26 protein-coding genes, 1 tRNA gene and 1 pseudogene are annotated in these 25758 nt (G+C 61.2%); 11 read left to right on the plus strand and 17 right to left on the minus strand.

The genetic code is table 11. From position 1 onward, the window contains the following. Positions 1-107 precede the first annotated feature (107 nt). Positions 108-467 (plus strand): annotated as a pseudogene (locus tag RH831_RS07950) (universal stress protein); the annotation flags it as partial. A gap of 55 nt (positions 468-522) precedes the next feature. On the opposite strand, the gene RH831_RS07955 reads toward RH831_RS07950, so the two are convergent. Both RH831_RS07955 and RH831_RS07960 read right to left on the minus strand, forming a co-directional pair. Next, on the minus strand, positions 523-789 hold the full coding sequence (locus RH831_RS07955; RefSeq protein WP_071933083.1) for a helix-turn-helix domain-containing protein: 267 nt from the start codon (positions 787-789) through the stop codon (positions 523-525). A gap of 55 nt (positions 790-844) precedes the next feature. Next, complete coding sequence (locus RH831_RS07960; protein WP_310553677.1) at positions 845-3133, minus strand: PAS domain S-box protein; 2289 nt, start codon at positions 3131-3133, stop codon at positions 845-847. 441 nt (positions 3134-3574) lie between these two features. On the opposite strand from RH831_RS07960, the gene RH831_RS07965 reads away from it, so the two are divergent. Together RH831_RS07965 and RH831_RS07970 are read left to right on the plus strand one after the other, a co-directional pair. Then, complete coding sequence (locus RH831_RS07965; RefSeq protein ID WP_310553678.1) at positions 3575-3865, plus strand: SHOCT domain-containing protein; 291 nt, start codon at positions 3575-3577, stop codon at positions 3863-3865. A gap of 64 nt (positions 3866-3929) precedes the next feature. Continuing rightward, positions 3930-4325: a pterin cluster protein gene (locus RH831_RS07970; protein ID WP_310553679.1), complete on the plus strand. Its 396-nt coding sequence runs from the start codon at positions 3930-3932 to the stop codon at positions 4323-4325. Positions 4326-4333: 8 nt separating this feature from the next. Here RH831_RS07970 and RH831_RS07975 read toward each other — a convergent pair whose 3' ends face one another. Next, the gene (locus tag RH831_RS07975) at positions 4334-4504 is read right to left on the minus strand and encodes a DUF1059 domain-containing protein (protein ID WP_310553680.1); all 171 of its coding nucleotides are present in this window, start codon (positions 4502-4504) and stop codon (positions 4334-4336) included. A gap of 191 nt (positions 4505-4695) precedes the next feature. Between RH831_RS07975 and RH831_RS07980 the strand changes: the two genes are divergently transcribed. From RH831_RS07980 to ilvD, 3 genes are all read left to right on the plus strand, one after another. Next, on the plus strand, positions 4696-4956 hold the full coding sequence (locus RH831_RS07980) for a hypothetical protein (protein WP_310553681.1): 261 nt from the start codon (positions 4696-4698) through the stop codon (positions 4954-4956). A 155-nt stretch (positions 4957-5111) separates the two neighbouring features. Then, the gene (gene katG, locus RH831_RS07985; RefSeq protein WP_310553682.1) at positions 5112-7274 is read left to right on the plus strand and encodes a catalase/peroxidase HPI; all 2163 of its coding nucleotides are present in this window, start codon (positions 5112-5114) and stop codon (positions 7272-7274) included. Between the two features lie 184 nt (positions 7275-7458). Next, on the plus strand, positions 7459-9192 hold the full coding sequence (gene ilvD / locus RH831_RS07990) for a dihydroxy-acid dehydratase (protein ID WP_310553683.1): 1734 nt from the start codon (positions 7459-7461) through the stop codon (positions 9190-9192). A 9-nt stretch (positions 9193-9201) separates the two neighbouring features. On the opposite strand, the gene RH831_RS07995 is transcribed toward ilvD, so the two are convergent. Next, positions 9202-9750: a class I SAM-dependent methyltransferase gene (locus RH831_RS07995; RefSeq protein ID WP_310554143.1), complete on the minus strand. Its 549-nt coding sequence runs from the start codon at positions 9748-9750 to the stop codon at positions 9202-9204. A gap of 92 nt (positions 9751-9842) precedes the next feature. Continuing rightward, positions 9843-10739 carry a prenyltransferase gene (locus RH831_RS08000; RefSeq protein ID WP_310553684.1) on the minus strand — a complete coding sequence of 299 codons (897 nt, stop codon included), beginning with the start codon at positions 10737-10739 and terminating at the stop codon, positions 9843-9845. 247 nt (positions 10740-10986) lie between these two features. Here RH831_RS08000 and RH831_RS08005 point away from each other — a divergent pair, with 247 nt between their 5' ends. Further along, positions 10987-12009: an NADP-dependent oxidoreductase gene (locus RH831_RS08005; protein ID WP_310553685.1), complete on the plus strand. Its 1023-nt coding sequence runs from the start codon at positions 10987-10989 to the stop codon at positions 12007-12009. A gap of 336 nt (positions 12010-12345) precedes the next feature. Beyond that, positions 12346-13398 carry an NAD(P)-dependent alcohol dehydrogenase gene (locus tag RH831_RS08010; protein ID WP_310553686.1) on the plus strand — a complete coding sequence of 351 codons (1053 nt, stop codon included), beginning with the start codon at positions 12346-12348 and terminating at the stop codon, positions 13396-13398. Between the two features lie 336 nt (positions 13399-13734). Here the strand turns inward: RH831_RS08010 and RH831_RS08015 are convergent. From RH831_RS08015 to RH831_RS08035, 5 genes are all read right to left on the minus strand, one after another. Further along, positions 13735-13809 (minus strand) — tRNA-Glu (locus RH831_RS08015). Between the two features lie 102 nt (positions 13810-13911). After that, positions 13912-14181, minus strand: a complete 270-nt coding sequence (locus RH831_RS08020; RefSeq protein WP_310553687.1) for a DUF5827 family protein — start codon at positions 14179-14181, stop codon at positions 13912-13914. 41 nt (positions 14182-14222) lie between these two features. Then, the gene (gene sod / locus RH831_RS08025) at positions 14223-14837 is read right to left on the minus strand and encodes a superoxide dismutase (RefSeq protein WP_310553688.1); all 615 of its coding nucleotides are present in this window, start codon (positions 14835-14837) and stop codon (positions 14223-14225) included. A gap of 105 nt (positions 14838-14942) precedes the next feature. Continuing rightward, entirely contained in the window at positions 14943-16343 is a 1401-nt protein-coding gene (locus tag RH831_RS08030; protein WP_310553689.1) for a deoxyribodipyrimidine photo-lyase, read from the minus strand. Between the two features lie 124 nt (positions 16344-16467). Next, entirely contained in the window at positions 16468-17145 is a 678-nt protein-coding gene (locus tag RH831_RS08035) for a peroxiredoxin (protein WP_310553690.1), read from the minus strand. Between the two features lie 147 nt (positions 17146-17292). Here RH831_RS08035 and RH831_RS08040 point away from each other — a divergent pair, with 147 nt between their 5' ends. Then, complete coding sequence (locus tag RH831_RS08040) at positions 17293-17685, plus strand: SAM-dependent methyltransferase (RefSeq protein WP_310553691.1); 393 nt, start codon at positions 17293-17295, stop codon at positions 17683-17685. Here the strand turns inward: RH831_RS08040 and RH831_RS08045 are convergent, their stop codons facing one another. Then, positions 17686-18312 (minus strand): class I SAM-dependent methyltransferase, encoded by a 627-nt coding sequence (locus RH831_RS08045; RefSeq protein WP_310553692.1) that lies wholly within the window; start codon positions 18310-18312, stop codon positions 17686-17688. Between the two features lie 92 nt (positions 18313-18404). Here RH831_RS08045 and RH831_RS08050 point away from each other — a divergent pair, with 92 nt between their 5' ends. Together RH831_RS08050 and RH831_RS08055 are read left to right on the plus strand one after the other, a co-directional pair. Beyond that, positions 18405-19760, plus strand: a complete 1356-nt coding sequence (locus tag RH831_RS08050) for an FAD-dependent oxidoreductase (RefSeq protein WP_310553693.1) — start codon at positions 18405-18407, stop codon at positions 19758-19760. A 67-nt stretch (positions 19761-19827) separates the two neighbouring features. Then, positions 19828-20238 carry a helix-turn-helix domain-containing protein gene (locus tag RH831_RS08055; RefSeq protein WP_310553694.1) on the plus strand — a complete coding sequence of 137 codons (411 nt, stop codon included), beginning with the start codon at positions 19828-19830 and terminating at the stop codon, positions 20236-20238. A 12-nt stretch (positions 20239-20250) separates the two neighbouring features. Here RH831_RS08055 and trxA read toward each other — a convergent pair whose 3' ends face one another. The 6 genes from trxA to thsA all read right to left on the minus strand — a co-directional run bounded on the left by trxA (position 20251) and on the right by thsA (position 25720). After that, the gene (gene trxA / locus RH831_RS08060; protein WP_310553695.1) at positions 20251-20682 is read right to left on the minus strand and encodes a thioredoxin; all 432 of its coding nucleotides are present in this window, start codon (positions 20680-20682) and stop codon (positions 20251-20253) included. A 92-nt stretch (positions 20683-20774) separates the two neighbouring features. Further along, the gene (locus RH831_RS08065) at positions 20775-21926 is read right to left on the minus strand and encodes an aminotransferase class V-fold PLP-dependent enzyme (RefSeq protein ID WP_310553696.1); all 1152 of its coding nucleotides are present in this window, start codon (positions 21924-21926) and stop codon (positions 20775-20777) included. 34 nt (positions 21927-21960) lie between these two features. After that, positions 21961-22569 (minus strand): thioredoxin domain-containing protein, encoded by a 609-nt coding sequence (locus tag RH831_RS08070; protein WP_310553697.1) that lies wholly within the window; start codon positions 22567-22569, stop codon positions 21961-21963. 53 nt (positions 22570-22622) lie between these two features. Continuing rightward, positions 22623-23465, minus strand: coding sequence for an AmmeMemoRadiSam system protein B (amrB, locus tag RH831_RS08075; protein ID WP_310553698.1), 843 nt, complete (start codon positions 23463-23465; stop codon positions 22623-22625). A 5-nt stretch (positions 23466-23470) separates the two neighbouring features. Then, positions 23471-24088, minus strand: coding sequence for a TIGR00296 family protein (locus RH831_RS08080; RefSeq protein ID WP_310553699.1), 618 nt, complete (start codon positions 24086-24088; stop codon positions 23471-23473). Positions 24089-24142: 54 nt separating this feature from the next. Then, positions 24143-25720: a thermosome subunit alpha gene (gene thsA, locus RH831_RS08085; protein WP_310553700.1), complete on the minus strand. Its 1578-nt coding sequence runs from the start codon at positions 25718-25720 to the stop codon at positions 24143-24145. Positions 25721-25758 lie beyond the last annotated feature (38 nt).

A 25758-nucleotide genomic window follows, 5' to 3' on the forward strand; every position in this document is an offset into this window, starting at 1 on the left:
GCCCGAGTTACTTCTTGGGCCGGTTCGAATTGGGAGCTATGACCAGTATTGAACGCGTGCTCGTGGCTTTCGATGGGACACAACTTTCCCGGTAGGCCCTCGAGCATGCCCTCGACGTGTATCCCGAGGCATCGATTAGAGTGCTTCACGTGATCGATTACGTAGAAGAGAGTTACAGTGCCAAACTGTTGGTCGGGTCCGAACGGTTGCGCGAGCGGGCCCATGAACGCTCCGAGCGGTTACTCGAACAGGCAGAAGAAATCGCGAACGTAAAGAATCGGTCCATTAGCACCACGACTACAATTGGGCCGGCTCCCCGGGAGATTATCGAGTTCGCAGACAGCCACGACATCGATGTCATCGTTCTCGGGAGTCACGGTCGATCGGGCCTTTCACGGGTGCTTCTCGGATCGGTAGCTGATACGGTGACACGCCGTGCCTCGTCGGCAGTCTGTGTCGTTCGATAATTTGTGTTGCCGCTTCGATTTAGCGGATCCGGGCCGGCCCCAGTAATTTCAGGGGTCAGGCCGGTTCGGGCGTCGATTCGCCCGTCTGTTCCTCGGCCGTCGTGTTTAGTCGGTACAGGCTCTGCCTTGCATCTCGCAGGTACACGTCCTCGGTGATGTAGTTACACTCGTCGAGTCTGTCAAGGGCATAGCGGACCGTCCGGGCGGAGAGGTTCGTCTCCTCGACCAGGGCTTTCTGCGTGAGCGGGGCGTCGTACTCCAGGACCGTGTAGACCAGCTTTGCGCTCGGCGGGAGGTCGTTCAGACAGGGTTCGGGTGCCATATTCGGACAAAATTGCCGGTTATGGGTAAGCAGCGAGCCCAATTGTGTGGGCACCTCAGGAGCGATCCACATCGACTCCCGTGATCTCGAATCGAGCGCCGCCGGATTCGCTCTCGGTGACGGTTAGCGTCCAGTCATGTGCGTTCGTGACTTGCTCGACGATACTCAATCCGAGGCCGGTCCCGTCAGCCGCAGTCGAATACCCGATTTCGGTGATCGACTCTCGCTCGGGCGGTGGAATGCCTCGACCGTCGTCAGCGACGTAGAACCCGTCCTCGAGATTTCCGACGGTCACCGTGACAGCGGGTCCAGCGTGTTCGACGGCGTTCCCCAGGAGGTTCTCGAACAACTGTCGAAGCCGGCTGCGATCGGCGGCGATCGTTTTGTGTGTCGTAACCTCGATCGATGCCTCCCTGGTTTCGATGGTGTCCCAGCTCTGTTTGACTACCGTCTCGATATCGATGGCCTGCATCTCCCCGACGGAGTCGCCTCGACGAGCGAGTTCCAGGAGGTCCTCGATCAGGTCGTTCATGCGGGTCAGTGACTGTTCGATCGGATCGAGGTGATCGCTCTCACAGTCCGCTTCGAGTAGTTCCAGTCGGCCCTCCGCGACCATGAGTGGGTTCTTTAGGTCGTGGCTCACGACCGATGCGAAGCGTTCGAGTCGTTTCTCGCGGGTTTTTCGTTCCGTGATGTCTCTTGCGACGCTCAAAATCGCCTGTTCGCCCCTGTAAGTGATCAGGCTGGAACTGATTTCGACGGGAATCTCCCGGCCCGACTTCGTCCGGTGTTTCGTCTCGAAAACCTGTTGTTCGTCCTCGGGCATCCCCTCGATCAACGCGGCGATCTCATCGTCGGACAGTCCCGCGTCGATGTCTTCGGGTGACATGTCCCGAAGTTCGGTTTCGGTATAGCCGAGTGTCTCCACTGCGGTGTCGTTCGCGGTGATGAACTGGCCGTCCTGGCTGATTACCCAGACGCTGTCGTTCATCCCGTTGATCAGTTCCTCGTACTCGTCCCGAGCTTGCTCCAGTGCTCGTTCTCGCTCTTTCTGGGCCGAAATGTCCGTGTACCACACGTAGGAACCCTCGATCCCCGCCTCGTCCGCCCCGTACGGAATCAGTTGAAAGAGAAACTCCCGTGGCCCAGCTTTCGTCAGTCGAGTCACTTCCCCCGTGATCGATTCCCCGGATTCGGCTCGTTCTCTCCGCTCGACGTGGGTCTCGATCTCGTCTTCGGGGATGAGAACCTCGTTGACGGGTTCACCGATCAGATCTTCACGTGGATACCCGAACACGTCCTCGAATGCCGAATTCACGTCGGTAAAGCGATGTGTGTCGTCCTCGGCTGGCCGTGAGGCCGCAATCGGTGTCGGGGCGTTCTCGAAAAGGGCCGTCCGTCGGTCACGTTCCTCTCGCAACCTCTCCTGGATGGTTGCAGCGTGAATCGCGTGGCCGATGTCAGTTCCGAGTTCGGAAAGCAATTCTCGGGCCGGTCCTTCGAACGGCCACTGGAAGTCCGAATAGAGCACGAGCACGCCATACGTTCTGGATTCGGTGGCCAGCGGAACTGCCGCCATTGCCTCGAATCCCCGTTTTGAGGCGGCGGTCTCCCACGGTCCACCCGGATCAACTCCACCGGTTCGAACTTCGATCGTCCCTGTCCCGATAGCATCCTGGACGAGGCCCGCTCCGCTCGGGATCGACTCGGCGTCCGGGTCTGTCTCGGGAATCTGGATCGATTGACAGTCCCCACCGCTCGAACGGGGGCGGAGCTCGCGGGCATTCTCGACTGTCTCACCGGTCCAGACCACGTCGAACGGACTGTCGGCAGCCATCGATTCACAGATCCCCTCACTGATTTCCCGACGGGTTTGGGCTCGAATTAGCTGCTGATTGATTTCCCGTCGGATGGCTCGCAACCTGTCGAGTCGCTGTCGGTTGTCTTCGGCTCGTCGCTCGGCGACGGCGTTTTCGATCCGAGTGGCGAGTAACCCGTAATCGTCCGTGCCTGAACGTTTTTGCACGTAGGTGTTCGGCCCGGCTGTGAACGCCTCTTCGGCGACTGCTTCGGTCCCGTCATCGGTGTACAGGACGAAGGGAAGTTCGTCGTCCACGTTTCTGATGTCACGAAGCAACGCAAGTCCGTTCGATTCGGAGAGAGCATACACAGAGACCACACAGTCAAATTCGGTCCGTGAGAGTGCGTCCAGCGCTTCGGAGACGGTTGTCGCGATTGCAGTCTCGAAGGATGTGTCCGTCTGGGCGAGGCCAGCCACAGTTCGAGTCGCTAGATCACGGTTAGCGACGAGAAGGACACGGATGGGGTGAGACGTGTCATCCATTTTCTGGTAGCTGGTAGGTTCTGCTGGTATGCCTGTAGTACTTTCCCCAAACCGGGGGCTAGCGTGGAACAAGAAAAACTCCCGGAAGAGGGGGGAATCCCGGGAGCATGGCAGGCAAATGGGGGAGAGGGGGTGGGCTCGTCTGGGCGTTGAGCCCGTTCTTAACTAACCGTTCATTCAGCCATAAGTTTTCTGTTCACCCTGGGTTCCTCCTCTATCTGGTTCGCGGGCTTGTTCACATCGCAAGGCAATGTGAAATTGGCAATTGACTTTGGTTTGTTAGCCACAATGGAGGTGAGTGAGTACCTCCTCCTTTCATTCAGTCAGGAATGATTGATCGGCACCTTCTATTGGACGGGGCCCCGGCCGCTGAAAACAGTGAGACGGAGGTCTGTCGGGGGCCCACTCGACAGGCAACCCAGCGATTGGAGGGAGCAATCCATGCTCGGTAGCCTCCTCGTCATGCGGGGTGGCGGAATGGTCGGTCCGGGTGGGTTCTGGGTCCCAGTGGTTCTGCTCGTCGTTCTGGGGCTCTTTGCCTACGAATACCTGCGGTCCCCGAAACACGGGCGGGGTATGGCTCGGGACAAACAGCACTCGCGGCGTGGGCACTCGACAGGGGCACCCAAGACGGACGAAGAGCGGATCGAGGACCTCAAGGACCGATTCGTGGCTGGCGAACTCTCAAAAGAGGAGTACGAAAAACGCCTCGAAGTCCTTTACGACAGTTAGGCGGCCGAACGTACCCGAATATGTTCGTCGGACATCCTTTTCGGTCTGAGGCCCTCTGACCAGTATGGAACGATCTGACTGGGGTGGCGACCTGACAAAGACCACGACCGTGGCAGTTCGCTGTACCGGCCACGTTCGCGATGCCGTGGGGGCACACGAACTCACCTACTCCTTTGCCGGCGAGACACTCGGAGATTTTCTGGCTGCCTTTTTCGAGGCGTATGACGTCGAGGAGTTGGTGTTGGCAACGACTCCCGAAGAAGAGACCACCGATGGATGGGCGGACCCGCCGGAAGAACTCCCCGGGACCTGGAGTCGGAATCCACCGGGCGAACGAACCCGTCGGTTCGCCCGGATCACGATCAACGGGACGTTCAACGTCCACCTGGACGGGTTCCGGACGAAACTGGAAGACGGGGATCGGGTGGCGATGATGAATCCCTTCGTCTTTTGCTTCTAAGCCGAACCTCACTCGACTTCGACGGTGTCCATTCGGTTCCGAACTCGTTCGTCACTCGGGGGCGTTTTCCCGTGGTCGGCTTCGGCGTGTCGTTTCACCTGTGAGATGATCTCCGCTGGGTCTGCTGCCCGGATCAGGAACACACAATCGGGGGCCTGACACTCGAACTGATATGCCATGGTCGGGTTTTGGGGCGATAAGCGGTTACTTCTGCTCCCGAACATCTTCGACGGAACGACTTCCAAGGGCTGTTTTGGCTTTGTATGCTGTTCACGAAACCGCTTCGAGGCGACTCACGGGACTGTTACCCGGTGCCAAACCCAATCACATTCCCATCGGGCTTACCCACAAACTGGCCCAAACTGTTGATATGAAGCGCCCAGATTGTGTCGACGAGATGGCCCCGCACACACAGATGGTCTTCGAGACCCTCGCCAAAGAATCGCCCATGACCCAAGCGGAGCTCCTCGAAGCGACCCGGCTCCCATTTCGGGTTGGATGTGATGCGATTTCCGAACTGACCGAAGCGGACCTGATCACAGCGGAAATTCATGCACATGGAAGACGCCGTCTTTATCAGGTGCAGACGACCGATACTCGATCCGCCGACGAGCAAGTCGTGAGTGCCTGAAATACACAGTTGACGGCCGAAAACCACCCGGCTGTCAGATTTGTTCGGACACCAGTTTGGACCGCAAAACTCCTCGTTTTCCAGGGAAGTCCCACTCTTCTTCCGCACGTAGACTTTAGTATCGCCCGGCTGTTGGTATCTTAGGGCATACGCTAATGGCAAACGATACCCACAAGTTCGGAACGAGTGACTGGTGGCCGGAGCAGTTGAACCTGGAGATTCTGGATCAGAACGCACAGTCGGTCGACCCCTATGGCGAGGATTTCGATTACGGCGAGGCCTTTGCGGAACTCGATTTCCAGGCCGTGAAAGACGACCTCGAAGCGGTCATGAAAAACTCCCAGGAGTGGTGGCCGGCGGATTACGGTCACTATGGCCCGCTTTTCATCCGGATGGCGTGGCACAGCGCCGGCACCTATCGGACCTCCGACGGTCGTGGCGGCGCGGCCGGCGGCCGACAGCGGCTGCCACCGGTCGATAGCTGGCCGGACAACGTGAACCTCGATAAAGCTCGCCGGTTGCTCTGGCCGGTAAAACAGAAGTACGGTCGTAACCTTTCCTGGGCGGATCTGATCGTCCTGGCCGGCAACGTCGCCCTCGAATCGATGGGATTCGAGACCTTCGGATTCGCCGGGGGGCGCAAAGACGATTACCAGCCCGACGAAGCCGTCGACTGGGGACCGGAGGAGGAGTGGGAGGCGACCTCCGAGGAGCGGTTCGACGAGGAGGGGGACCTCAAGTGGCCCCTCGGGAACACCGTGATGGGGCTCATCTACGTGAACCCCGAGGGTCCAGACGGGGAACCTGACCCCGAGGCTTCTGCCAAGAACATCCGCGATTCGTTTGCGAAGATGGCGATGAACGACGAGGAGACCGTCGCACTCATCGCCGGCGGACACACCTTCGGGAAAGTTCACGGGGCAGCCGATCCAGAGGAGCACATCGGTCCCGAGCCTGCAGCGGCCCCAATCGAGAAACAGGGCATGGGGTGGGAGAACGACTACGGCGAGGGCAAGGGCCCGGACACGATCACGAGTGGCATCGAAGGTCCATGGAACACCACACCGACGCAGTGGGACATGAGCTACGTCGACAATCTGCTGGATTACACGTGGTGGCCGGAGAAGGGGCCCGGCGGCTCGTGGCAGTGGACCACCCAGAACGGCGAGCTAGATGATTCTGCACCGGGGGTCGCAGATCCCTCGGACACGGAGGACGTGATGATGCTGACGACCGACGTCGCGCTCAAGCGGGACCCCGAGTACCGGGCCGTCCTCGAACGCTTCCAGGAGAACCCCAAGCGTTTCCAGGAGGCCTTCGCGAAAGCGTGGTACAAGCTTATCCACCGCGACATGGGCCCACCGGAACGGTTCCTCGGACCGGAGGTTCCCGAGCCGGTGATGATCTGGCAGGATCCCACACCAGCGGCCGACTATGACCTGATCGGAGACCAGGAGATAAACGAGCTCAAAGCCGAACTCCTGGACTCGGAGCTCTCCATCTCTCAGCTGGTCAAAACCGCCTGGGCGTCGGCAGCGACGTACCGCGACAGCGACAAGCGAGGTGGCGCGGACGGCGCTCGCATCCGTCTCGAACCCCAGAAGAACTGGGAGGTCAACGAACCGGCGGCCCTGGAAACTGTCCTCCAGACTCTCGAAGGGATCCGGACGGATTTCAACGACTCGCGGTCGGACGATGTTCGGGTGTCGCTGGCCGATCTAATCGTCCTTGGCGGCAACACGGCCATCGAGCAGGCGGCTGCGAATGCCGGCTATGATCTGACCGTTCCGTTCGAACCAGGTCGGACCGACGCGTCACCGGAACAGACCGACGTCGAGTCCTTCGAGGCGCTTCGACCGACCGCCGATGGGTTCCGAAACTATCACGGGGACGGTGCCGAACGTAAACCCGAAGAACTGCTGATAGACCGGGCAGATCTGCTAAACCTGGCGGCCGACGAGATGACGGTCCTGGTGGGCGGCATGCGTGCGCTGGGGGCAAATTACGAGGATTCGGACCTGGGTGTCTTCACTGACGAACCGAGAACGTTGACGAACGATTTCTTCGTGAACCTGCTCAGCATGGATTACGAGTGGGTGCCCGTCTCCGAATCCGAGACCGAGTTCGAACTCCGTGACCGCGAAACGGGTGCGGTCGAGTGGCGTGGGTCTCGGGTGGACCTGATTTTCGGTTCAAATGCACGACTCCGGGCAATCGCGGAAGTGTATGGCAGTGACGACGGCGAGGGGAAATTCGTAGAGGACTTCGTGGACACCTGGCACAACGTGATGACCCTCGATCGGTTCGACCTGCAGTAGGCTCATTGACCTCCTCCCACGTTCACAAGACCTTCGGTCTTGTGTAGCCCACCAGAACGCGAAGCGTTCTGGGGACGGCTAAAGCCGTGGGATTCCCACGGTACCGCACCGCTGGAGTATTCCGAAATAGCCGGTTTTCGTGGCTAACGCAGCCCTTTAAATGTCGTGAGAGAGTTGCTCTCGTATGCCAAACCAGGGAGATTCCGACCTGTTCCAGTACGAGAAGGACCCCTCGTTGCCGAGCAACGAAGTCGTCCAGGGCGCCGAACGAGCACCGCACCGGGCGATGTTTCGGGCTATGGACTACGACGACGAGGACCTCGCGTCGCCGATGATCGGCATCGCGAATCCGGCCGCTGACATCACGCCGTGTAACGTCCACCTCGATGCCGTCGCCGAGAGCGCTCGGGAAGGCATCGATTCGGCGGGCGGAATGGCGATCGAGTTCGGGACAATCACCATCTCGGACGCCATCTCGATGGGCACAGAGGGGATGAAGGCATCGCTGATCTCCCGTGAGTTGATCGCGGATTCCGTCGAACTGGTCGCCTTCGGTGAGCGAATGGACGGCCTGGTCACGCTTGGTGGCTGTGATAAGAACATGCCGGGCATGATGATGGCCGCGATCAGAACGGATCTTCCAGCGGTCTTTCTCTATGGCGGCTCGATCATGCCGGGCGAACACGACGGTCGGGAAATCACGATCCAAAACATGTTCGAGAGCGTGGGTGCGGTCAGCTCCGGCGAGATGGAACCGGAGGAACTGGACCGAATGGAACGAGTGGCCTGTCCGGGACCGGGCTCGTGTGGCGGGATGTTCACCGCCAACACGATGGCCTCGATCGCGGAGACGCTGGGATTTGCACCGCTGGGGTCCGCCTCGCCACCAGCCGAACACGATTCCCGGTACCAGGAAGCCGACCGTGCCGGACGACTGGCCGTGGAGGTCGTCTCGGAACGCCGTCGACCCTCCGACTTTCTCACCCGGGAATCCTTCGAAAACGCCATCGCACTCCAGGTTGCGGTCGGTGGGTCGACCAACGCCGTGCTGCACTTGCTCGCGATGGCCGCCGAGGCCGGTGTGGATCTCGACATCGAGACGTTCAACGAGGTGAGCGCTCGCACACCGAAGATCGCTCACCTCCAGCCAGGTGGGAGTCGCGTCATGAACGACTTGCACGAAATCGGTGGCGTGCCAGTGGTACTATCAGCCCTTCACGAGGCCGGACTGCTCCACGGTGACGCCATGACCGTGACGGGTCGGAGCCTCGCGGCGGAACTCGATCGGATCGATCCACCGTCGATCGACACACTCGACGTTTCCTTCTTGCACCCCGTCGAGAATCCGATTCACGAGCGGGGAGCGATTCGAATTCTCACGGGCAACCTCGCGCCGGACGGTGCGGTCATCAAAATCACCGGGAAGGACCACCTCGCCCACGAGGGTCCGGTCCGGGTTTTCGAGTCGGAGGAACCGGCCATGGAGTACGTCGAGGCGGGTCGCGTCGAATCTGGGGACGTCATCTGCATCCGCAACGAGGGACCGCGAGGCGGCCCGGGAATGCGTGAAATGCTCGGGGTTACCTCGGCCGTCGCCGGCCAGGGCCACGCCGAAGACGTCGCCCTGTTTACTGACGGTCGGTTCTCCGGCGCAACCCGGGGACTCTCGATCGGGCACGTGGCACCCGAGGCGTTCGTCGGGGGCCCGATCGCCGCGCTCGAAGACGGTGATCAGGTCCGGATCGACATCGACGAACTCGAACTATCGGTGGACCTGACACCGGCGGAGATCGAGGACCGACTCGACGATCACGATCCGGAGCCGACCTACGAGAACGGCGTCCTGGCGAAGTACCATCGCGACTTCGGGTCGGCGGCCAACGGAGCCGTCTCGAATCCTGGCGTCCAGTGGGAATAGCCGTCGAGACTAGCGTGGCCCGGGTTTCGCCACCAGTTTGAACGTGTTGTACCGTTCTTCGGCCTCGAGGACGTCGAAGAACTCGGAGACGACCTCGGCGGCACTTTCTGCGGAGTAAAGCTTCTCGCGTGGCGGAATGTCATCTGTCGCGGCGTTCTGGCTCCAGTCGATGACGAACAGTTTCCCCCCAGGTTCGAGTACCTCCTGAAAGGTTTCGAGTGCCTTCTCGAGGTCGATTTCGTGAAGGGAGAGGATCGAGAAGATCACATCGGCCTGCTCGATTTCGATCTCAGAAGCGCGTGAGTGGACGAGTTCGACGTTCTCCGGCACGCCTTTCTCCCGGTAGAACTCGTGCATTCCTTCCTGGAAGTCCACGGCATAGACTTTCCGGGCACGAGTCGCCATGTCGTCCGTGAAAAACCCAGTTCCCGAACCGATATCGACTACCGTGTCTCCGTCGTCAATAGCACCTAATAGCTCCTCCTGGGACACGATTCGACACCTGGTTTTGTCCTCTAACTGTGCTGCTTTTTCTGAATCGAGGATATGCTCGTCCATCGCGGTCACTGTGTCGTCTACCGGCGTCTCGTATTTCACCCTTGAGGAGTCGGCACGACCGGCCCGGCGAATGAAACTCGACACGAACGGACTCACCAGGGTAGTTGAATTCCCACTGCCGCCGCCACGATGACGAGACTGAGCCCGCTGACTATCGCTCCGTACGCGGCGGTGACGATCACGGCCAATCGCGATGCTGCCTGTTGGTCTCCGGATCGGGCCCCAGTAACAGGGCCCCAGCCGATGAGACAGACGCCAACCGCAACGACGAGCCCGATCATCCCGGCACCAGGGAGGATTTGCTCTAGTGCCCACACTCCAGCGGCACCCCCCAGGAGAAACGCCACGAGCCCGATGTGGACGACGCGCCGGGCACCCAGTCGAACCGCCAGGGTTCGTTTGCCGGTTCGGCGATCACCGTCGATATCCGGAAGCGTCGTCGCGACATTCATCCCGAAGGTAAGTGGGACGAGGGTCCCGAGAATGGGCAGGATGTTCCGCGTGACAGCCCCGTCTTGAAGGAGGAATCCGAACAGGGGGACCAGAACTCCGGCCAAGACGACGACTGTCAGTTCTCCGAGCCCCCTGGCGACGAATCTGGCTGGTGGCGAGGAGTAGGCCCACCCCAAAGCGATGGCGAGAAAGACGACGCCGAGTAGCAGGGGCCTGCACGCAATCATGGCAAGCACGCAAGTCAACCCAAGGGCTACCAACACGGCGGCACGGCCCAGCCACCTCGCGAACTCGTCGGGGATATCGTATTCCACGAGCGCTCCACTGCCGCCTGTGAGCAGTGAGGGGGCCGCCGTCTGATCGGTCTCGCGGTCGTGATACTCGTTGTAAAAGTGAGTCTGCAATTGGATCGTCAAGACGACCGCCAGCCCGATGAAAAACGGGACGGCGGCTAGTGCCCGTGGGTCCCGGGCGGCCCCCAGCGCACCGACGAGATAGAGTGGGATCGTCCCGAGCAGAAAATACGGGCGAGCCATGGCGATTGCTGCCCGGACGGAAATACGGGTCCGTGTCCACAGGTCCGTGGCGGTCCCGGTTGACGAGTTCGACACTGTGGAACACTGTTCGCTATTGACTGTATTGATCCTTTCACTGGCGGTCGGAGGGATGCTACGGGGCTTGACTCCAACAGGTAACGATACGGGCAATTGGTTACCAAGCGCGATCCAAACGGAAGATTTCAGCCGGGGGAACCGGTTTCAGTGCGGGAACCCAACACCACGTATGCCTGACTCGAACCGCGAATGGGTGTTTGTCCAGCGGCCGTCTGGTGAACCTGGCATGAACAGCTTCGAACTCCGAGAGGGTGAGGTACCGGAAACTCAACCCGGCGAACTCCTCGTCCACGTTCACTATCTCTCCGTCGATCCCTACATGCGGGGGCGAATGCGAGACACCGAGTCGTACGCTGAACCCTGGAACATTGGCGAGCCGATGGAAGGCGCCGTCGTGGGCGAAGTCATCGAGAGTAACAGCGACGCATACGACGTCGGTGACCTCGTGACTGGCATGGGAACCTGGGCGGACTACAGCGTTCTCGACGCCCAGAGTGTCACTTCTGTCGATTCTTCGGTCGCGGACTTGCCGGCGTACCTCGGGGTACTCGGAATGCCCGGTCGGACCGCGTACTTCGGGCTACTTGAGGTCGGTGACCCCAAACCCGGAGATACCGTCGTCGTCTCCGGTGCCGCTGGCGCAGTCGGGTCCGTCGTCGGCCAAATCGCGAACTTAAACGGGTGTCACACCGTCGGCTTTGCGGGTTCCGACGAGAAAGTAAAGTGGCTCACCGAGGCCCTCGGTTTCGACGCTGCAATCAATTACAAGGCGGTCGATGATTACCGTGCAGCACTCGATGAAGCAGCCCCTGACGGGGTCGACGTCTACTTCGACAACGTCGGCGGGCCGATTACGGACGCAGTATTCACGAAACTGAATCTCGATGCCCGTGTCGCGGTCTGCGGACAGATCGCTCACTACAACGACGAGGGCGTGCCGACTGGCCCGCGAAAACTTCCGCAGCTCATCCCCGTGCGTGCGAAAGTCCAAGGTTTGCTCGTCCACGACTATCTGAATCGGTTCGAAACGGCCGACGAGCAACTCCTCGAGTGGGTAGCCGCCGGCGAAATCGACCACCGGGAAAGTATCGTTGATGGGCTCGAAAACGCACCGAACGCCTTCCTCGGGCTTTTCTCCGGGGAAAACATCGGCAAACAGGTCGTCGCGGTTTCCGAACCCGCGAGCCGGTAATTAATCATGCTTCGCGTGGGTTTTCGCAAAGCCCACTGTGCACGGCGGCATTAATTACTCGATCGACGGAGCGGATTGAGGGGCTGAAATTTTGAGTTGACGCGGGCTGGTTGTGTCCACCTGTTCGCGATGCCCTGTTACCGTGCTCTTTGTGATCTCACAGACGAAATTGACGGGCCAAAGAAGGGGGGGGGGGAGTTTAGACTGGATTTCGAATCGCTCGAATCCCCTATGGGACTGGTATGCAAGCGGGCCCGCTCCCCGTTTAGACAAATACCTAACATTTCCTAACATTCATATAATTTGTCCAATACTATTCTCACGGGAGGAAGTGATATGAAAGCATTTGTCATGACGGAGATCGGGGAGACAGACATCATCGAAAAAGAGCGGCCGGAACCGGGGCCGATGGACGCGATTTTGAAGCCGACCAAGGGGCTCATCTGCACGTCGGACACCCACACCGTTCACGGTGCGATCGGCGAGCGCGAAGATCTCACACTCGGCCACGAGATCGTCGGCGTCGTCGACGAAGTCGGGGAGGAGGTCACGGACTTCGAACCGGGGGACCGGGTCGCCGTGGGTGCGATCACACCCGACTGGAACTCGGAGGCCGCCCAGGCCGGGCATCCATCCCAGTCGAACCAGGCACTCGGCGGGTGGAAGTTTGCTAACGTCAAGGACGGCACGTTCGCGGAGTACGTCCACGTCAACGACGCCGATGGCAATCTTGCGCACATTCCCGACGGCGTCACGGATCACGAGGCGGTATACACCACGGACATGATGTCCACCGGGTTCAGGGGCGCCGAAAACGCCGATATCCCGATTGGCGGTACCGTTGCTGTCTTCGCGCAGGGCCCTGTTGGTCTCATGGCCACCAAAGGGGCCGTGCTCCAGGGCGCAGGCGAGATTATTGCCGTGGAAACCGTTCCGGAGCGACAAGAACTGGCCCGTGAATACGGTGCCGACCATGTCGTCGACTTCGCAGAAGAGGATGCGGTCGAGGCCATCATGGAATTGACTGATGGCAAAGGCGTCGACTCGGCCATCGAGGCTCTTGGGGCTGACCAGACCTTCCAGGACGCCATCAAGGTCACGAAGCCTGGAGGCACCGTCTCGAACATTGGATACCACGGCGATGGGGAGTTCCGCCACGTCCCGCGTGAGGAGTGGGGCGTCGGCATGGCCGAGATATCGATCGTCACCGACCTCTGTCCCGGGGGCCGCCTCCGCCTCAAGCGCCTTCTCCGACTTCTCGATCAGGGCGTTGTCGATCCCACGAAGATGACGACCCACGAGTTCGACTTCGACGACATCGAGGAGGCATTTTGGATCATGGACGGGAAAGAGGACAACGTCATCAAGCCCCTCGTCAACTTCGAGTGAAACTGTAAGGGGCGGCTCGTACGGGTAATCATACTACGTTTTTGACAAACCCGATGGTCATGTGTGGCCACGTATCGGGACGTATTTGAACCGCGCAAAACGCTCGCTTCGCTCACGTTTCTCTACTTTAAATCCTTCGTGCGTTTCGCTCAGGCCAAAACAACGGCCTTCGCTGTAATGCTCGCGGTTACACCGCTCGCAAAATCGAGACACTCACTTCGTTCGTGTCTCGCATGCTCCGACAGGGATTTGAACCCGATGGCAAATCCTCCCTGTTGGTCGGATTTGCGCGGCTCAAATCCCTTTCTATCGCATTTTCTCACTACGTTCGAAAAGTGCTCCGACAGGGATTTGAACCCTGGTCATTGCCTCGAGAGGGCAATATGATTGGCCGGACTACACTATCGGAGCGTGTGCACTCAACCATATTCCCCTGCTGTGTTTAACGGTTATGTTTCGAGTGAGCCGTGTGAGGGGCTACCGGGGCCCGGTGGCTCGGGTGTCTTCGCGAGTTCACTCCGTAGCGAGCCCATAGTAACCCGGCTCGTCGTCCGCACGCGGTTCCGCGACGACCAGATCGTCCGCGTGCACCATGATCCACGGGATCGCCCAGTCGAGGAGAATCGCCTCGGTCTCCTGGTCGATCTCCGCGTCCGGATCGAGTTCTTGGAGGAGTCGGGCGATCTCGTAGACCGTGTACATCTGATCTGCCGCCAGCAGATCAGCAGGTTCGTAGAAAGTCGCGGGGTGAATAGTCTCGAAGTCGGTTTTTGGCACCGGCATACAGAGTGAGCCGGCGCTCTCGCTTGTAAGATTGGCGGTCGTTACTCGACCCGAGAGCTGACCTTCTCGAAGTTCTCGGCGACGTCGTCCCAGTCGATTACCTCGAAGAAGGCATCGACGAAGTCGCCGCGGGCGGGCCCGTAGTCGAAGTAGTAGGAGTGCTCCCACACGTCGAGGGCCAGGATGGGGTGAGCACCCCACAGCGCGCCGTCGTTGTGCTTCTGGACGGCCAGGTTGCGAAGCTGTTTTGCGACTGGGTCATAGACCAGCAGCGCCCAGCCACCGGCTGAATACCCGGCTGCCTCTTCGAATTCCTGCCGCCAGGCCTCATACGAGCCGAAGTCCTCCTCGATTCGCTCTCGCAGTGCGCCTTCGGGTTCGCCGCCACCGTTCGGGGACATGTTGTCCCAGAACATGGTGTGGAGATAGTGGCCCGAGCCGTTGTGGCTCACCGATCTGAGGGCTGCCTGCGTGCCGTGGGTCTCTCCGGTTTCGCGGGCCTCGGCGAGGGCCTCCTCGGCACTGTCCAGGCCGTTGACATAGCCCTGATGGTGGGTATCGTGGTGCCACTCGAGTACCTGTTCGGAGATATGTGGTTCGAGGGCGTCGTAGTCGTAAGGCAACTCCGGCAGTTCGGGGTGCGAACGCTCGCTCATTGGGAATACACCACATGAGTCAATGGTTGGAATCCGGATAAACGTTTGTGAGGGGGCACACAGGGACCCTTTACAAACTGGCATGGAGCCCTTGGTGGGTGCAATTCACCCGCCGCGGGCCCGTTCGAACATCTCGATCGTCTGTTCGCGGCGCTCGGCGTGGTCTACGATCGGATCCGGATAGTCGGGGGCCAACTCGTCCCGACGGTCCGTGTCGACGTCCGGCCAGGAATGAATGGTTTCGGGATCAACGTTCTGAAGCTCCGGTACGTAGGTTTTGATGTACTCGGCATCGGGGTCGTGACGCTCGCCCTGGGTCATCGGGTTGAAGATCCGGAAGTACGGCTGGGCGTCGGTTCCGGTCGAGGCAGCCCACTGCCACCCCCCGACGTCGTTTGCGGTCTCGTGATCCAGGAGTTGTTTGCGGAACCAGGCATACCCTTCTCGCCAATCGATCTGAAGGTCTTTCGTCAGAAACGAGGCGACGATCATCCGTAACCGGTTATGCATGAACGATTCTGCCTGTAACTGACGCATGCCGGCGTCGACGATCGGATAGCCCGTTTCGCCCTGGGTCCAGGCCCGAAACGCCGCCGGGTCCGCCCGCCACTCGATCGGGTGCTCGAAGTCCTTGAAGTTCTCCGTGACCGTCTCGGGATGGGCGTCGAGTACCTGTATGTAGAAATCCCGCCATGCAAGCTGACGGCGATACTCCTCGACAGAATCGATGGCTGTCTCTGTGGGCGCCGTCGCATCTGCCTCGTCGACGGCGTTCCGGAGTTCCCGAATCCCGAGCAGACCAAAGGCGAGGTCCTGGGAGAGTCGCGAGGTGCCGTCTGCGGCCGGGAGATCGCGGGTTTCGGCATACTCGTAAATCGGACCGTCCAGAAATCGCTCCATTCGATCTTCTGCAGCCTGCCGACCAGCGGGGAGTGGGAGGCTGTCGACTGGCGAGGCCTGTATCTCGTCAATATCACGCGCCTGCCGGTCGGAAAATACCTCCGGCGACGGCTGGGGAGCGGGTGCGGGAACGTCCCGATCGATCCACTTCTTGTAGTAATACGAAAACACCGAGTAGTGATCCCCAGCCGAAGTCAGGATCGAACCGGGTTCGTAGAGGGTCATGTCCGAAATTTCGAGTGTCGACACCTCCTCGGGAAGACGGTCTCGAACGGTCCCGTCTCGCTTTGTCGCCAATTTGGAGTAATCCGTGTTCCAGACGACTCGGTCGGCCTCCGTCTCCGCGGCCAATTCGGGGAGCGCAGTCCGAGGATCGCCCTGGCGGATTTCCAGATCAGTCCCGAGCGTGCGATAGGTTTGCTGTAACGACGCCAGTGATGCATGATAGAACCCACGTCGAGCGGGGCCGGCATACGTCTGGACTGCTGGATCGACGACAACGACAGGAATGACCTGGCCGTACTCACTCGCCGCCTCCAGGCCACGATTGTCGACGGTGCGGAGATCGCGACGATGCCAGAACAGCGTGGGTCCCGAGTCGGTCATACCGACCCCTCGCAGGCCTGGATCCTCAACGTTTGGCTCGGGGAAGGAGGAAAGTCAGTGGGGTGCCGTAAAACGGCAGGGTGTCAGGGGTGCCAAAAAGGCGGGGTTGAGGGTGTCGTGTAGCCTAGCGGTCGCGAAGGGTGAACCACCAATCTTTCGCGTCGTAGCCCTTCTCCGCTGCTTCCTCCAGGCGGGCCGCGGCGTCCTCGTCAGTTCCGGGCGGCGGCAGAAGGACCTTGTCACCGAAGAGGTCGTTCTCGGGCCAGTCGGCCGGGGTCGCGACGCCTTCGGCGTCGCTGAACTGCAGCGCTTCGAGCGAGCGGATGATCTCGTCGATGTTGCGGCCGATCTCCTTGGGGTAGTAGAGGATCTGACGGATGACGCCCTCAGGGTCGACGAGGAACACGGCCCGAACCGTGCTGGTCCCGTCGCCGGGGTGAATCATGCCCAGTTCGGTGCCGACCGTCCCGGTCTCGTCCGCGATGATCGGGAAGCCGATGTCGATGTCGAGTTCCTCCTCGATCCAGTCGGTCCACTTGATGTGTGAGTGGATGCGATCGACCGAGAGGCCGATGAGGTTCGCGTTGAGCTCCTCGAACTCCTCGCGGCGCTGTTCGAATGCGGCGAACTCGGTCGTACAGACCGGGGTGAAGTCTCCCGGGTGGCTGAACAGGACGAACCACTCGTCCTCGTAGTCGTCAGGGAGTCGCTTGGCCCCGTGGGTCGTTTCGACCGTCAGGTCGGGGAATCGGTCCCCGATCAGGGAAAGCCGTGGGGTGTCGGATTCGGTGTCTTCTGCCATTGCAATCCATCGTTGCAGGTGGACAATGAAAAACTTTGCTAATCACAATGCAAGTTTTGGGATCTAGCAGATTATTTTGGTTTGCCACGGCCATCAGGCTCACAACCGGACCACAAGAACTGTCTGACAGGCCACCGAGATCGAGCCATGTTCGATATCGAGCCGATCGGCACCGTTCACACGCCGATCGAGACCTCACAGGAGGCGCCGAGCCAGGGATTGAAAGACGACATCGAGGGGACCATCGAGATCGACCCGGCGTACGAACGGGCGCTGCAGGGAATCGAGGTCGGAGACGAAATCGTCGTCGTCTGGTTCGCCGACGAGGCGGACCGATCGTTGCTCGAACTCGACAAGGTTCCGGGTCGAGGGGTGTTCAACTCCCGATCTCCCGCACGCCCCAACCCCATCGTCATTACGCCCTGTACGGTGACCGAGGTGTCAGGAACCGAAATCGGGGTTCGTGGGGTCGACATGATCGACGGGTCTCCCGTGCTGGATCTCAAATCGACGCTCCATCGGGACCTCAACCAGCCCTGATCAGGCCCGTGCGCTGAGTGCGACGAACGAGCCCTCGCCCGTTCCCTCTCGAACGGGATCAGGCTCGTCCAATTGGTCCGGCAGGTCGAAGATCGTCTGTCGGGTCTCGAAGTGATCGAAGCCGGCCGTCTGGAGCGCCGATTCGATCTCTTCGGTGGTATAAAAGGTCGCGTCGCGGTAGAACGGACTCTCGTCTTTGATCGCCTGGTATTGCTTGCCGACCTTGCTTTCCCGGTCGATGAACCCGAGGAGCAACTGTCCACCGTCGGTGAGGACCCGGTTCGCCTCAGCCAGTGCGGCCGGAAGGTCCTCGAAGAAACACACGGTCGTAACCATGAGCACGGACTGGATGCTATTACTGGCAATCGGGAGCTGTTCGCCAACGCCACGCAGACACTTGATCCCCCGAGCGACGGCGTGTTCGAGCATCTCGGGCGCCGGCTCGACGCCGTACGTTACGTCCAGGGGCCCAGCAAATTGACCAGTCCCAACCCCCACCTCTAGGGACCGGGTGCCCGGCTCCCAGAGCGCCTCGAGGGCAGCCACCTCTGATTGATAGGCCGCTTCGAAGGTCTCGAACCAGGCCTCGTACTGCTCAGTGTGTTCGCGAAACGGGGCCGTCCTCATCTTATCGGGCTACCGAACCCAATGACAAAATCTTGTTGCCAATTTGCCAACCCGTCACAATGCTTATTTTCGCGCTGGGCCTTCGCTCGTCCATGACTGATCCATTCGTCGTCATTGGTGGGGACGCTGCCGGAATGAGTGCGGCCAGCAAGGCGAGACGGGAGGCTCCGGACCGGGATATCGTCGTCTTCGAACGCGACGAGTGGGTCTCGTATGGGGCCTGTGGGCTGCCCTACTATGTCAAGGGCGAAATCGACTCGCTCGACGAACTGGTCTCCGTGACGCCAACGGAATTCCGGGAGGAACGGAACATCGATCTTCGGACCAATCACGAGGCGACGGCGATCGATCCCGAGAACCAGGTCGTAATCGTCGATGGGCCGGACGGAGTCATCGAGCAGCCCTATGGCGAGTTACTGATTGCGACCGGGGCCAGTGCGATCGTCCCCCCGATCGACGGGATCGAACTGGCTGGGGTCTATACGCTTCACGACATGGCGCACGGGAAAGCGATCAAAGACCGCCTCGAATCCGACGACAGCGTCGACCGAGTCGGAATCGTTGGTGGTGGGTACGTCGGCATCGAGATGGCAGAAGCCTTCCACGCCCACGGGCTCGATGTCCACCTCTTCGAGATGCTGGAACACGTGCTGGCCCCGTTTGGTGAAACGGTGGGGACGCGTGTCGAAGAACACCTTCGGGAGCAAACCGTCTCGCTTTACCTCGATACGACCGTCGAGGGATTCGAAGGGGCGGAATCTGTCACGGCGGTCGAGACACCGGATGGTTCGGTCCCGGTAGACATGGTACTGGTTGGCGCTGGCGTGACTCCCAATACCGCGCTGGCCGACTCGGCCGGGATCGAAATCGGCGAGAGCGGGGCAATTGCAACCGACGAGCACGGGCGCACCTCGGTGCCGAACGTCTACGCAGCCGGTGATTGTGCGGAGATGACCCATACGGTGACGGGCGAACCGACACACGTTCCACTCGCCCTGACGGCAAATCGGGCTGGCCGAGCCGTGGGCCAGACGGTAGCAGACGATCCGGCTCCGGTCGGAGAGATCGCCGGAACGGCGTCGGTCAAAGCCTTCGACCTGCAGGCAGCCCGGACCGGGCTGTTGGACGAGACGCGAGCGGCGGAGGCCGGGTTCGATTTGGTCTCCCGGACGATCACCACACGGTCCAGGGCGGGGTACTACCCCGGCGGGTTTCCGATCGACGTGACGCTTACAGCGGATCGCTTGACGGGGCGTGTTCTCGGCGCGAGTATGGTGGGGGAGGAAGGAGTTCCAAAGCGTATCGACACCGTCGCGACTGCCCTGCATGCGGGCATGACCGTCGAGGAACTGGAATCTCTCGATCTCTCCTATGCGCCGCCGTTCGGACCGACCTGGGATCCCGTCCTCACGGCTGCGAAGGTCCTCTCGGGATCGATCGAAAACTGAGTCGCTGTGTGTAATATTGGATGTACCGAGCAAGACTTTTGACCCTCGACCGAGAAGGTCCGATTGAATGGTCGAGGCGTTGAACCGTCATCTCGAGCGGGACCTCGAGTGTGAGACCCTCCTCGAGTGTCTCTACGATCTCAACGAACTGGATCGGCACTGTTTCCGTGTCCTATCGAAGGCCGAGGACCCGCTCACCGTCGACGAACTGGCCGATTCGGTCGACCGTGAGCGGTCGACCGTCTACCGGTCCGTCCAGCGCCTGCTACAGTTCGGACTCGTCAGAAAAGAGCAGGTCAACTACGACCGCGGTGGATACTACCACGTCTACCGGATCACGGATCCTGACGAGATCGCCGACGAGATGCAGGCCAAACTCAACGACTGGTACGCCCAGATCGGCTATCTCATCGGACGGTTCCGCGAGAAGTACGGGGAGGGATCGGACGACACCGCTTCACCGCCGCCCGTGACGTAATCGACTTCGATTTCAGGCCGCGCCTTCCCGTTCGAGCAGCCGGCGAATGTCGCTCTTCTCCCGGACGCCGACGATCCGCTCGGCAACCTCACCGTCGACGAAGAGGATCATCGTCGGCACGCCCTGGACGCGATGCTGCTGGGCGAGTTGTTGCAGTTCGTCGACATCCACTTTCGCCATCGTGGCATCCGTTTCGGCTGCGAGTTCCTCGACGATCGGGGCGAGCATCTTGCACGGTCCACACCAATCCGCGTGGAAGTCCGTGAGCACGACATCGTGGGACTCGAGTACCTCGTTGAAGTGATCCGGCGAACGGATATGAATCGGCTCGTCGGGAGAGCCCGCAGTGGTCCCCGTCTCGTCGGTGGTCTCACCCATCTCCGACTTGATCTCCGTCCGTTTTTGTTCGCGTATCGATTCGAGTTTGTCCGATGTCTCGCTCATGGTACTCCCAGGTATCCGACGGGGCTACTTTAGGGTTATGTAATAGGCGCACAATACCACTGTTGGACCGTGCATCGACCCGCTAGTCCCTCTCAGGTTGTGTCCAAGGCATCGAGGACGCGGTCGACGTCTCGCGTGCTGTTGACGGCATGGAACGAAAGGCGAATTGACTCGGGTAACGGGACGGCCCGGAGGGTAATCGAGTCCTCGGCCAGCCGTTCGACGGTCCGTTCCGGATCCGGGTCACGAACGGTCACCAGCCCGGAACGGCCATCCTCGGGACTTCGAAGGCGGGCCGGCTCGATTCCCGCCACGAACCGGTCGCGGTGCTCGCGGATCCGGTCGTGAATGGTCTCCGCGCCGATCCTCTCGATTGTCTCGATCGCCCGCCGGAGACCGGCAAAGGGGGCGGGACTCATCGTTCCGAGTTCGAATCGTGTGGCGTCGGGGTGGAACTCGTATGTCCCACCCGAAGACGAGGCGACGCTTCGATACCCGATCTGGGTCGGCTCCAGATCGTCGACGACTGCCGTCGAGACGTAGAGGAACCCGGCACCCCAGGGCCCCAGAAGCCACTTGTGGCCCGCCCCAGCGACGATGTCGGCGCCCCAGGCCGACACGTCGATCGGGTGCTGGCCAGGCACCTGGACGGCATCAACCAGTGCGAGGGCATTTTGTTCGTGTGCCAGGTCGGTCAACTCCGAAACGGGATGAACACGACCGTACAGCCAGTCGATCGCGCTGAAACAGAACAGTTGGGCATCCTCGAGGGCGTCTGCGGCTGCCGACTGGTCGATCCGACCGTCTTCGGTCTCGATCACTCGAATCTCGATATCGGCCCGTTCCGCGAGCCGCGTCCAGGGAAGCCGACCGGCGGCGTGTTCCAGATCCGTCGTGACGACGACAGCACCGGGTTCGAAATCGATGGCCGAGGCGATTCGGTTGATTCCCGCCGTCGTACTCTGAGTCAGTGCGATCTCCGTTGCATCGGCACCGACGAAGTTCGCGATTCGGTCTCGCGTCACGTCGAAAATTTCGTCGGCGACGGTGTACATACCGTCACCGGCGGCCTCGTACTCGTGATACTCCAGGGCGGATTCGGTGGCCTCGACGACAGTTCGTGGGCTGGGGCCGCTCGCCCCCCAGTTGAGATAGGTGTGATCCGCGAGGGCAGGAATCGATTCGCGGAGCGTCTCGATCGTCGCTGGCGGTTCGGCCGCTGGTCGCCAGGGGTGGTCGGCCATACTGACACAGCGAATGGCAAGCCCTTGAATCCACCTAGAGCAGGCGGTCGATAGCAGGCGCGAGGTGTCGGTATCGGGGCGACTCCGGTCGCTCCCCGTTCACGAACACTGTCGGGGTCTTGGAGACGTCTCGCTCGTCGCCGAGGTCCCTGTCAGCTTCCAGACGCGAGCGGTACTGCTCTTCCCGAGCCGCCTTTTCGACCGTCTCCGGGTCGGCCCCCACAGCCGCGGCCAGGGTCCCGAACAACTCGACTGAGAAGTCCTCTTCGGTTTCGTAGAGCCGGTCGGCGTAGTCGAAAAACGTCTCCGAACCGTGTTCGGCCTGGACTGCTCGGGCCGCACTCGCTGCCTTCCAGGACCACTCCTCGTCCAGAAACGGGTAATCGTACCGTTCGAATCGAACCTGCCCGGATTCGACGTACTCGCTCTCGATCCGGGGGCGGATCTCCAGGGCGAATTGCTTGCAGTATCCACAGGTGAAATCTTCAAAGGACTGGACGACAACGGGTGCGTCAGTCGACCCGAGTGACGGTGTCGGGAGTGAATCGTCCGATTCTGGAACTGGTGGGCTCACACACCCGGCGATCGCGCCGAGTCCCACTGCCGAGCCACTGCGAAGCAACGCACGACGCGTCAGGCGCATACTCGCTGGGGGCAGTCACCTCCATATAAAGGACCCGGTCTCGGACAGGCAGGTCATTCGAGTGTCGCCGAGACGTAGCCGACGACCGAGTCCGGTTCACCTGCCGTGTCTCCACTCGTGGCGTACTGGCGAATTGTTCCTGTCTCCGCGCTCAAATCCGCACTTGCCTGGAGGACCGAAGCCGTCGGGCCCCAGCCACACATGGTGTGTCCGGATCGGGCAGCCTGCACGATGGGATCCGCATTCAGGCTGCTGATCGCGTCGAGAATAGGCCCGTCCTGCTCCCGGGCGACTGGAGCGGGTTCGTAGTGTGTAAGGTCCGTCGACGCGAGAAGGACCGCGTTCCGGTCGGCAGTGAGTGCGTTCGAGAGTGCCGCTCTCAGTTGCTCGATCGTCGCCTCGTTCTGCCTGGACATGACGATCGGGAGAATCGGAACCGGGTCGTCGTAGAGATACTGGAGGAACGGCACCTGCACTTCCAGAGAGTGTTCGCCTGCGTGAGTCGCTTCGTCAATTGTGAGGCCGGGGAAATCGGCCAGTTTGTCCCGGAGCGAATCGCTGACGGGGGCCGTCCCGAGCGGCGTCTCCCAGGCTGAAGCCCCGCTGATAGCGAGCGGTGCGCCGGCGGCACTGTGGTTCGGCCCGATCAGCACGACCACGTCCGGGCGTCCAGACGCCGCCAGCCTGGAGAACCCGTGGGCTGCGATGGGACCCGAATATGGGTACCCTGCGTGGGGCGAAACCAGCCCCACGAGCGAGGCTTCGCGGTCAGTGACATCCGGAGGGGCGCCCGGTCCCACCGAATGTTCGAAAGCCGATTGGATCTGCTCACGCAAGCCAGGCGCAGTGCCGGCGTAGAACTGCCCGGCGACGGAGGGGGATCTGACCCTTGACATGCAATCTAGTCCCCCGCGGAGATTCTGACGGCTTCGATCTCACCTCTGGGTTCACGTTCCTGGAATACCTGGGCACTGAACCGTTCGACCTCGGTTGGCGTGTCCCGCCAGCAATCGGTGGGCAATCCCGCCTTGCGACAGGTCTGTGCCAGGAAGGTCCTTGCGTCCCAGCCCTGGTCGACGGCGACCTGCGGCAGGAGCAGCCCACGGTCTCCGTCCCGCCCCACGATCAGGCCGTCCCGGCCGACTTCGATAGCCGAGGGGTCGGGAGATTCAATGGGCTCGGGCGGCGTCAGCACGCTCACTTCGACCGTGAGGGGGGCCAGTTCCGACTCCACGACGGGAGGGAACCGCGGATCGTCGGTCGCGGCGCCGATTGCCGCCGCGTGAATGGCCTCGATTGCCGGTTGACTGGCTGACGGTCTGCCAATACACCCCCGGAGATCCCCTGCTTTCTCAAGTGTGACGAACGCACCGCGATTTACCTCGAATACCGGGTCCACTGCGTCCGCTCGCTCGGGCGTGCGATCCTCGCGAACAGCGTCTTCGACGACCTGTCGGGCGTATTCGACGGCCCAGGCCCCCTGCGAGTGGTTCAAGTACTGGGCGGACCGCTGGTTCATATCGAATGAAACGGGCCGGTCACCGAAAAACGCTACTCCCCAGATCTAGGGAGGTTACTCCGCAGAGATGACGTCGTCGATACGGACGATCATCGTCGCGGCCTCGGTGGCCGAACTCAGCACTTCACGCTTGACTGCGACGGGATCGAGGACGCCGTATTCGACGGGATCCTCGACGGTCCCGCGTTCGGATTCGGCCAGAATGCCGCCGCGGCCGCTCTCGTTTGCGGCCCGGACCTCGACGAGGGCGTCGATCGGGTCCATGCCAGTGTTCTCGGCGATCGTTCGCGGGATCGAGTCGAGCGCGTCGGCGAAGGCTTCGACGGCGAGCTGTTCGCGGCCCTCGATGCCTGCTGCGGCCGACCGAACGGCGTTAGCGATTCGAACCTCGGTGCAGCCCGCACCGGGAACGACGCCGCCGGATTCGGCTGCAGCCAGGACGGCGTCGACGCCGTCGTTGACGGCGCGTTCGAGTTCGTCGAGCACGTGGGCCGTTCCCGCGCGAACGAACAGGGTCACGGCTTCGGCTTCGGCACCGCCGGAGACAAAGAGGAGTTCGTCGTCGCCGAACCGCTCGACGGAGAGGCTCTCGGCGGAACCGAGATCAGCCGCGTCGATGTCCTCGACAGTTGCGAGGCGACTTGCACCCGTCGTCCGGCTGATCGCGTCGGCGTCGTCGGAGCTGAGCGAGTCGAAGGCGAGAATGCCGGCGTTCGCGAGGAAGCCCGCAGTCATGTCTGCGACGTCGCCCGTGACGAAGGCCGCGTCGACGCCAGCCTCGGCCAGGGCGTCGGCGTACTGACGGAGTTCTTGCTGTTCGGCCTCGATGGCCGTGTCGAGCTGAGAGGCGCTCTGTACGTTGTACTCAACGTCGGCTTCGGCTTCGCGAGTGTCAAGGTCGGTGTCGACGACGGCCACGGTGGCGTCCTCGACGAGCCGGGGCATGTCCTCGCGAAGCGGCTCCTCGTCGATGACGACACCATCAACGACCTCGGTCGCGCTGGAGGACTCCCCGGCCTGGGTTACGATCTGGATGTTCTCGTCGTGGACGGTTCCCCCGGACTCCACCTGGCGGACGGCATGAACGATACTCTCGGCCAGGGTTTCGGCCGTGATGCCGCCGGTCCCCTTGCCAGTCATCGAGGAGCGGGCGACCTTCGTCAGCAGATCGTCGTCGAGATCGACGTCGAGTACCTCCTCGTCCAGGGCGTCGAGAGCGATGTCGCGTGCCTGGGAGAAGCCTTCGACGATGGTCGTCGGGTGAATCTCGTCTTCGATGAAGTCCTCGGCCTCGGAGAGCAGTTGGCCGGCGAGGATTGCGGCGCTGGTCGTGCCATCGCCGACAGCCTCCTCCTGGGACTCGGCGACCTCGACGAGCATCTGGGCGGCCGGATGCTCGATGTCCATCTCATCGAGGATCGTCGCCCCGTCGTTCGTGATGACGACGTCCCCCGAGTCGCTGACGAGCATCTTGTCCATCCCCTTCGGTCCGAGGGTGGTCCGGACCGATTCGGCGATGGCCTTGCCCGCCGTGATATTCGTCGTACGGGCGTCTTTGCCCTGTGTTCGCTCTGCGTCTTCGTTGAGGATGAAGACTGGCTGTCCTCCACCCATTCGCTGAGATCCGGACATGGTTCACCGGAAGGTAGAATTGTGGTACAATATATACG

It is taken from the genome of Halodesulfurarchaeum sp. HSR-GB (assembly GCF_031432215.1).
Classification (GTDB): domain Archaea; phylum Halobacteriota; class Halobacteria; order Halobacteriales; family Halobacteriaceae; genus Halodesulfurarchaeum.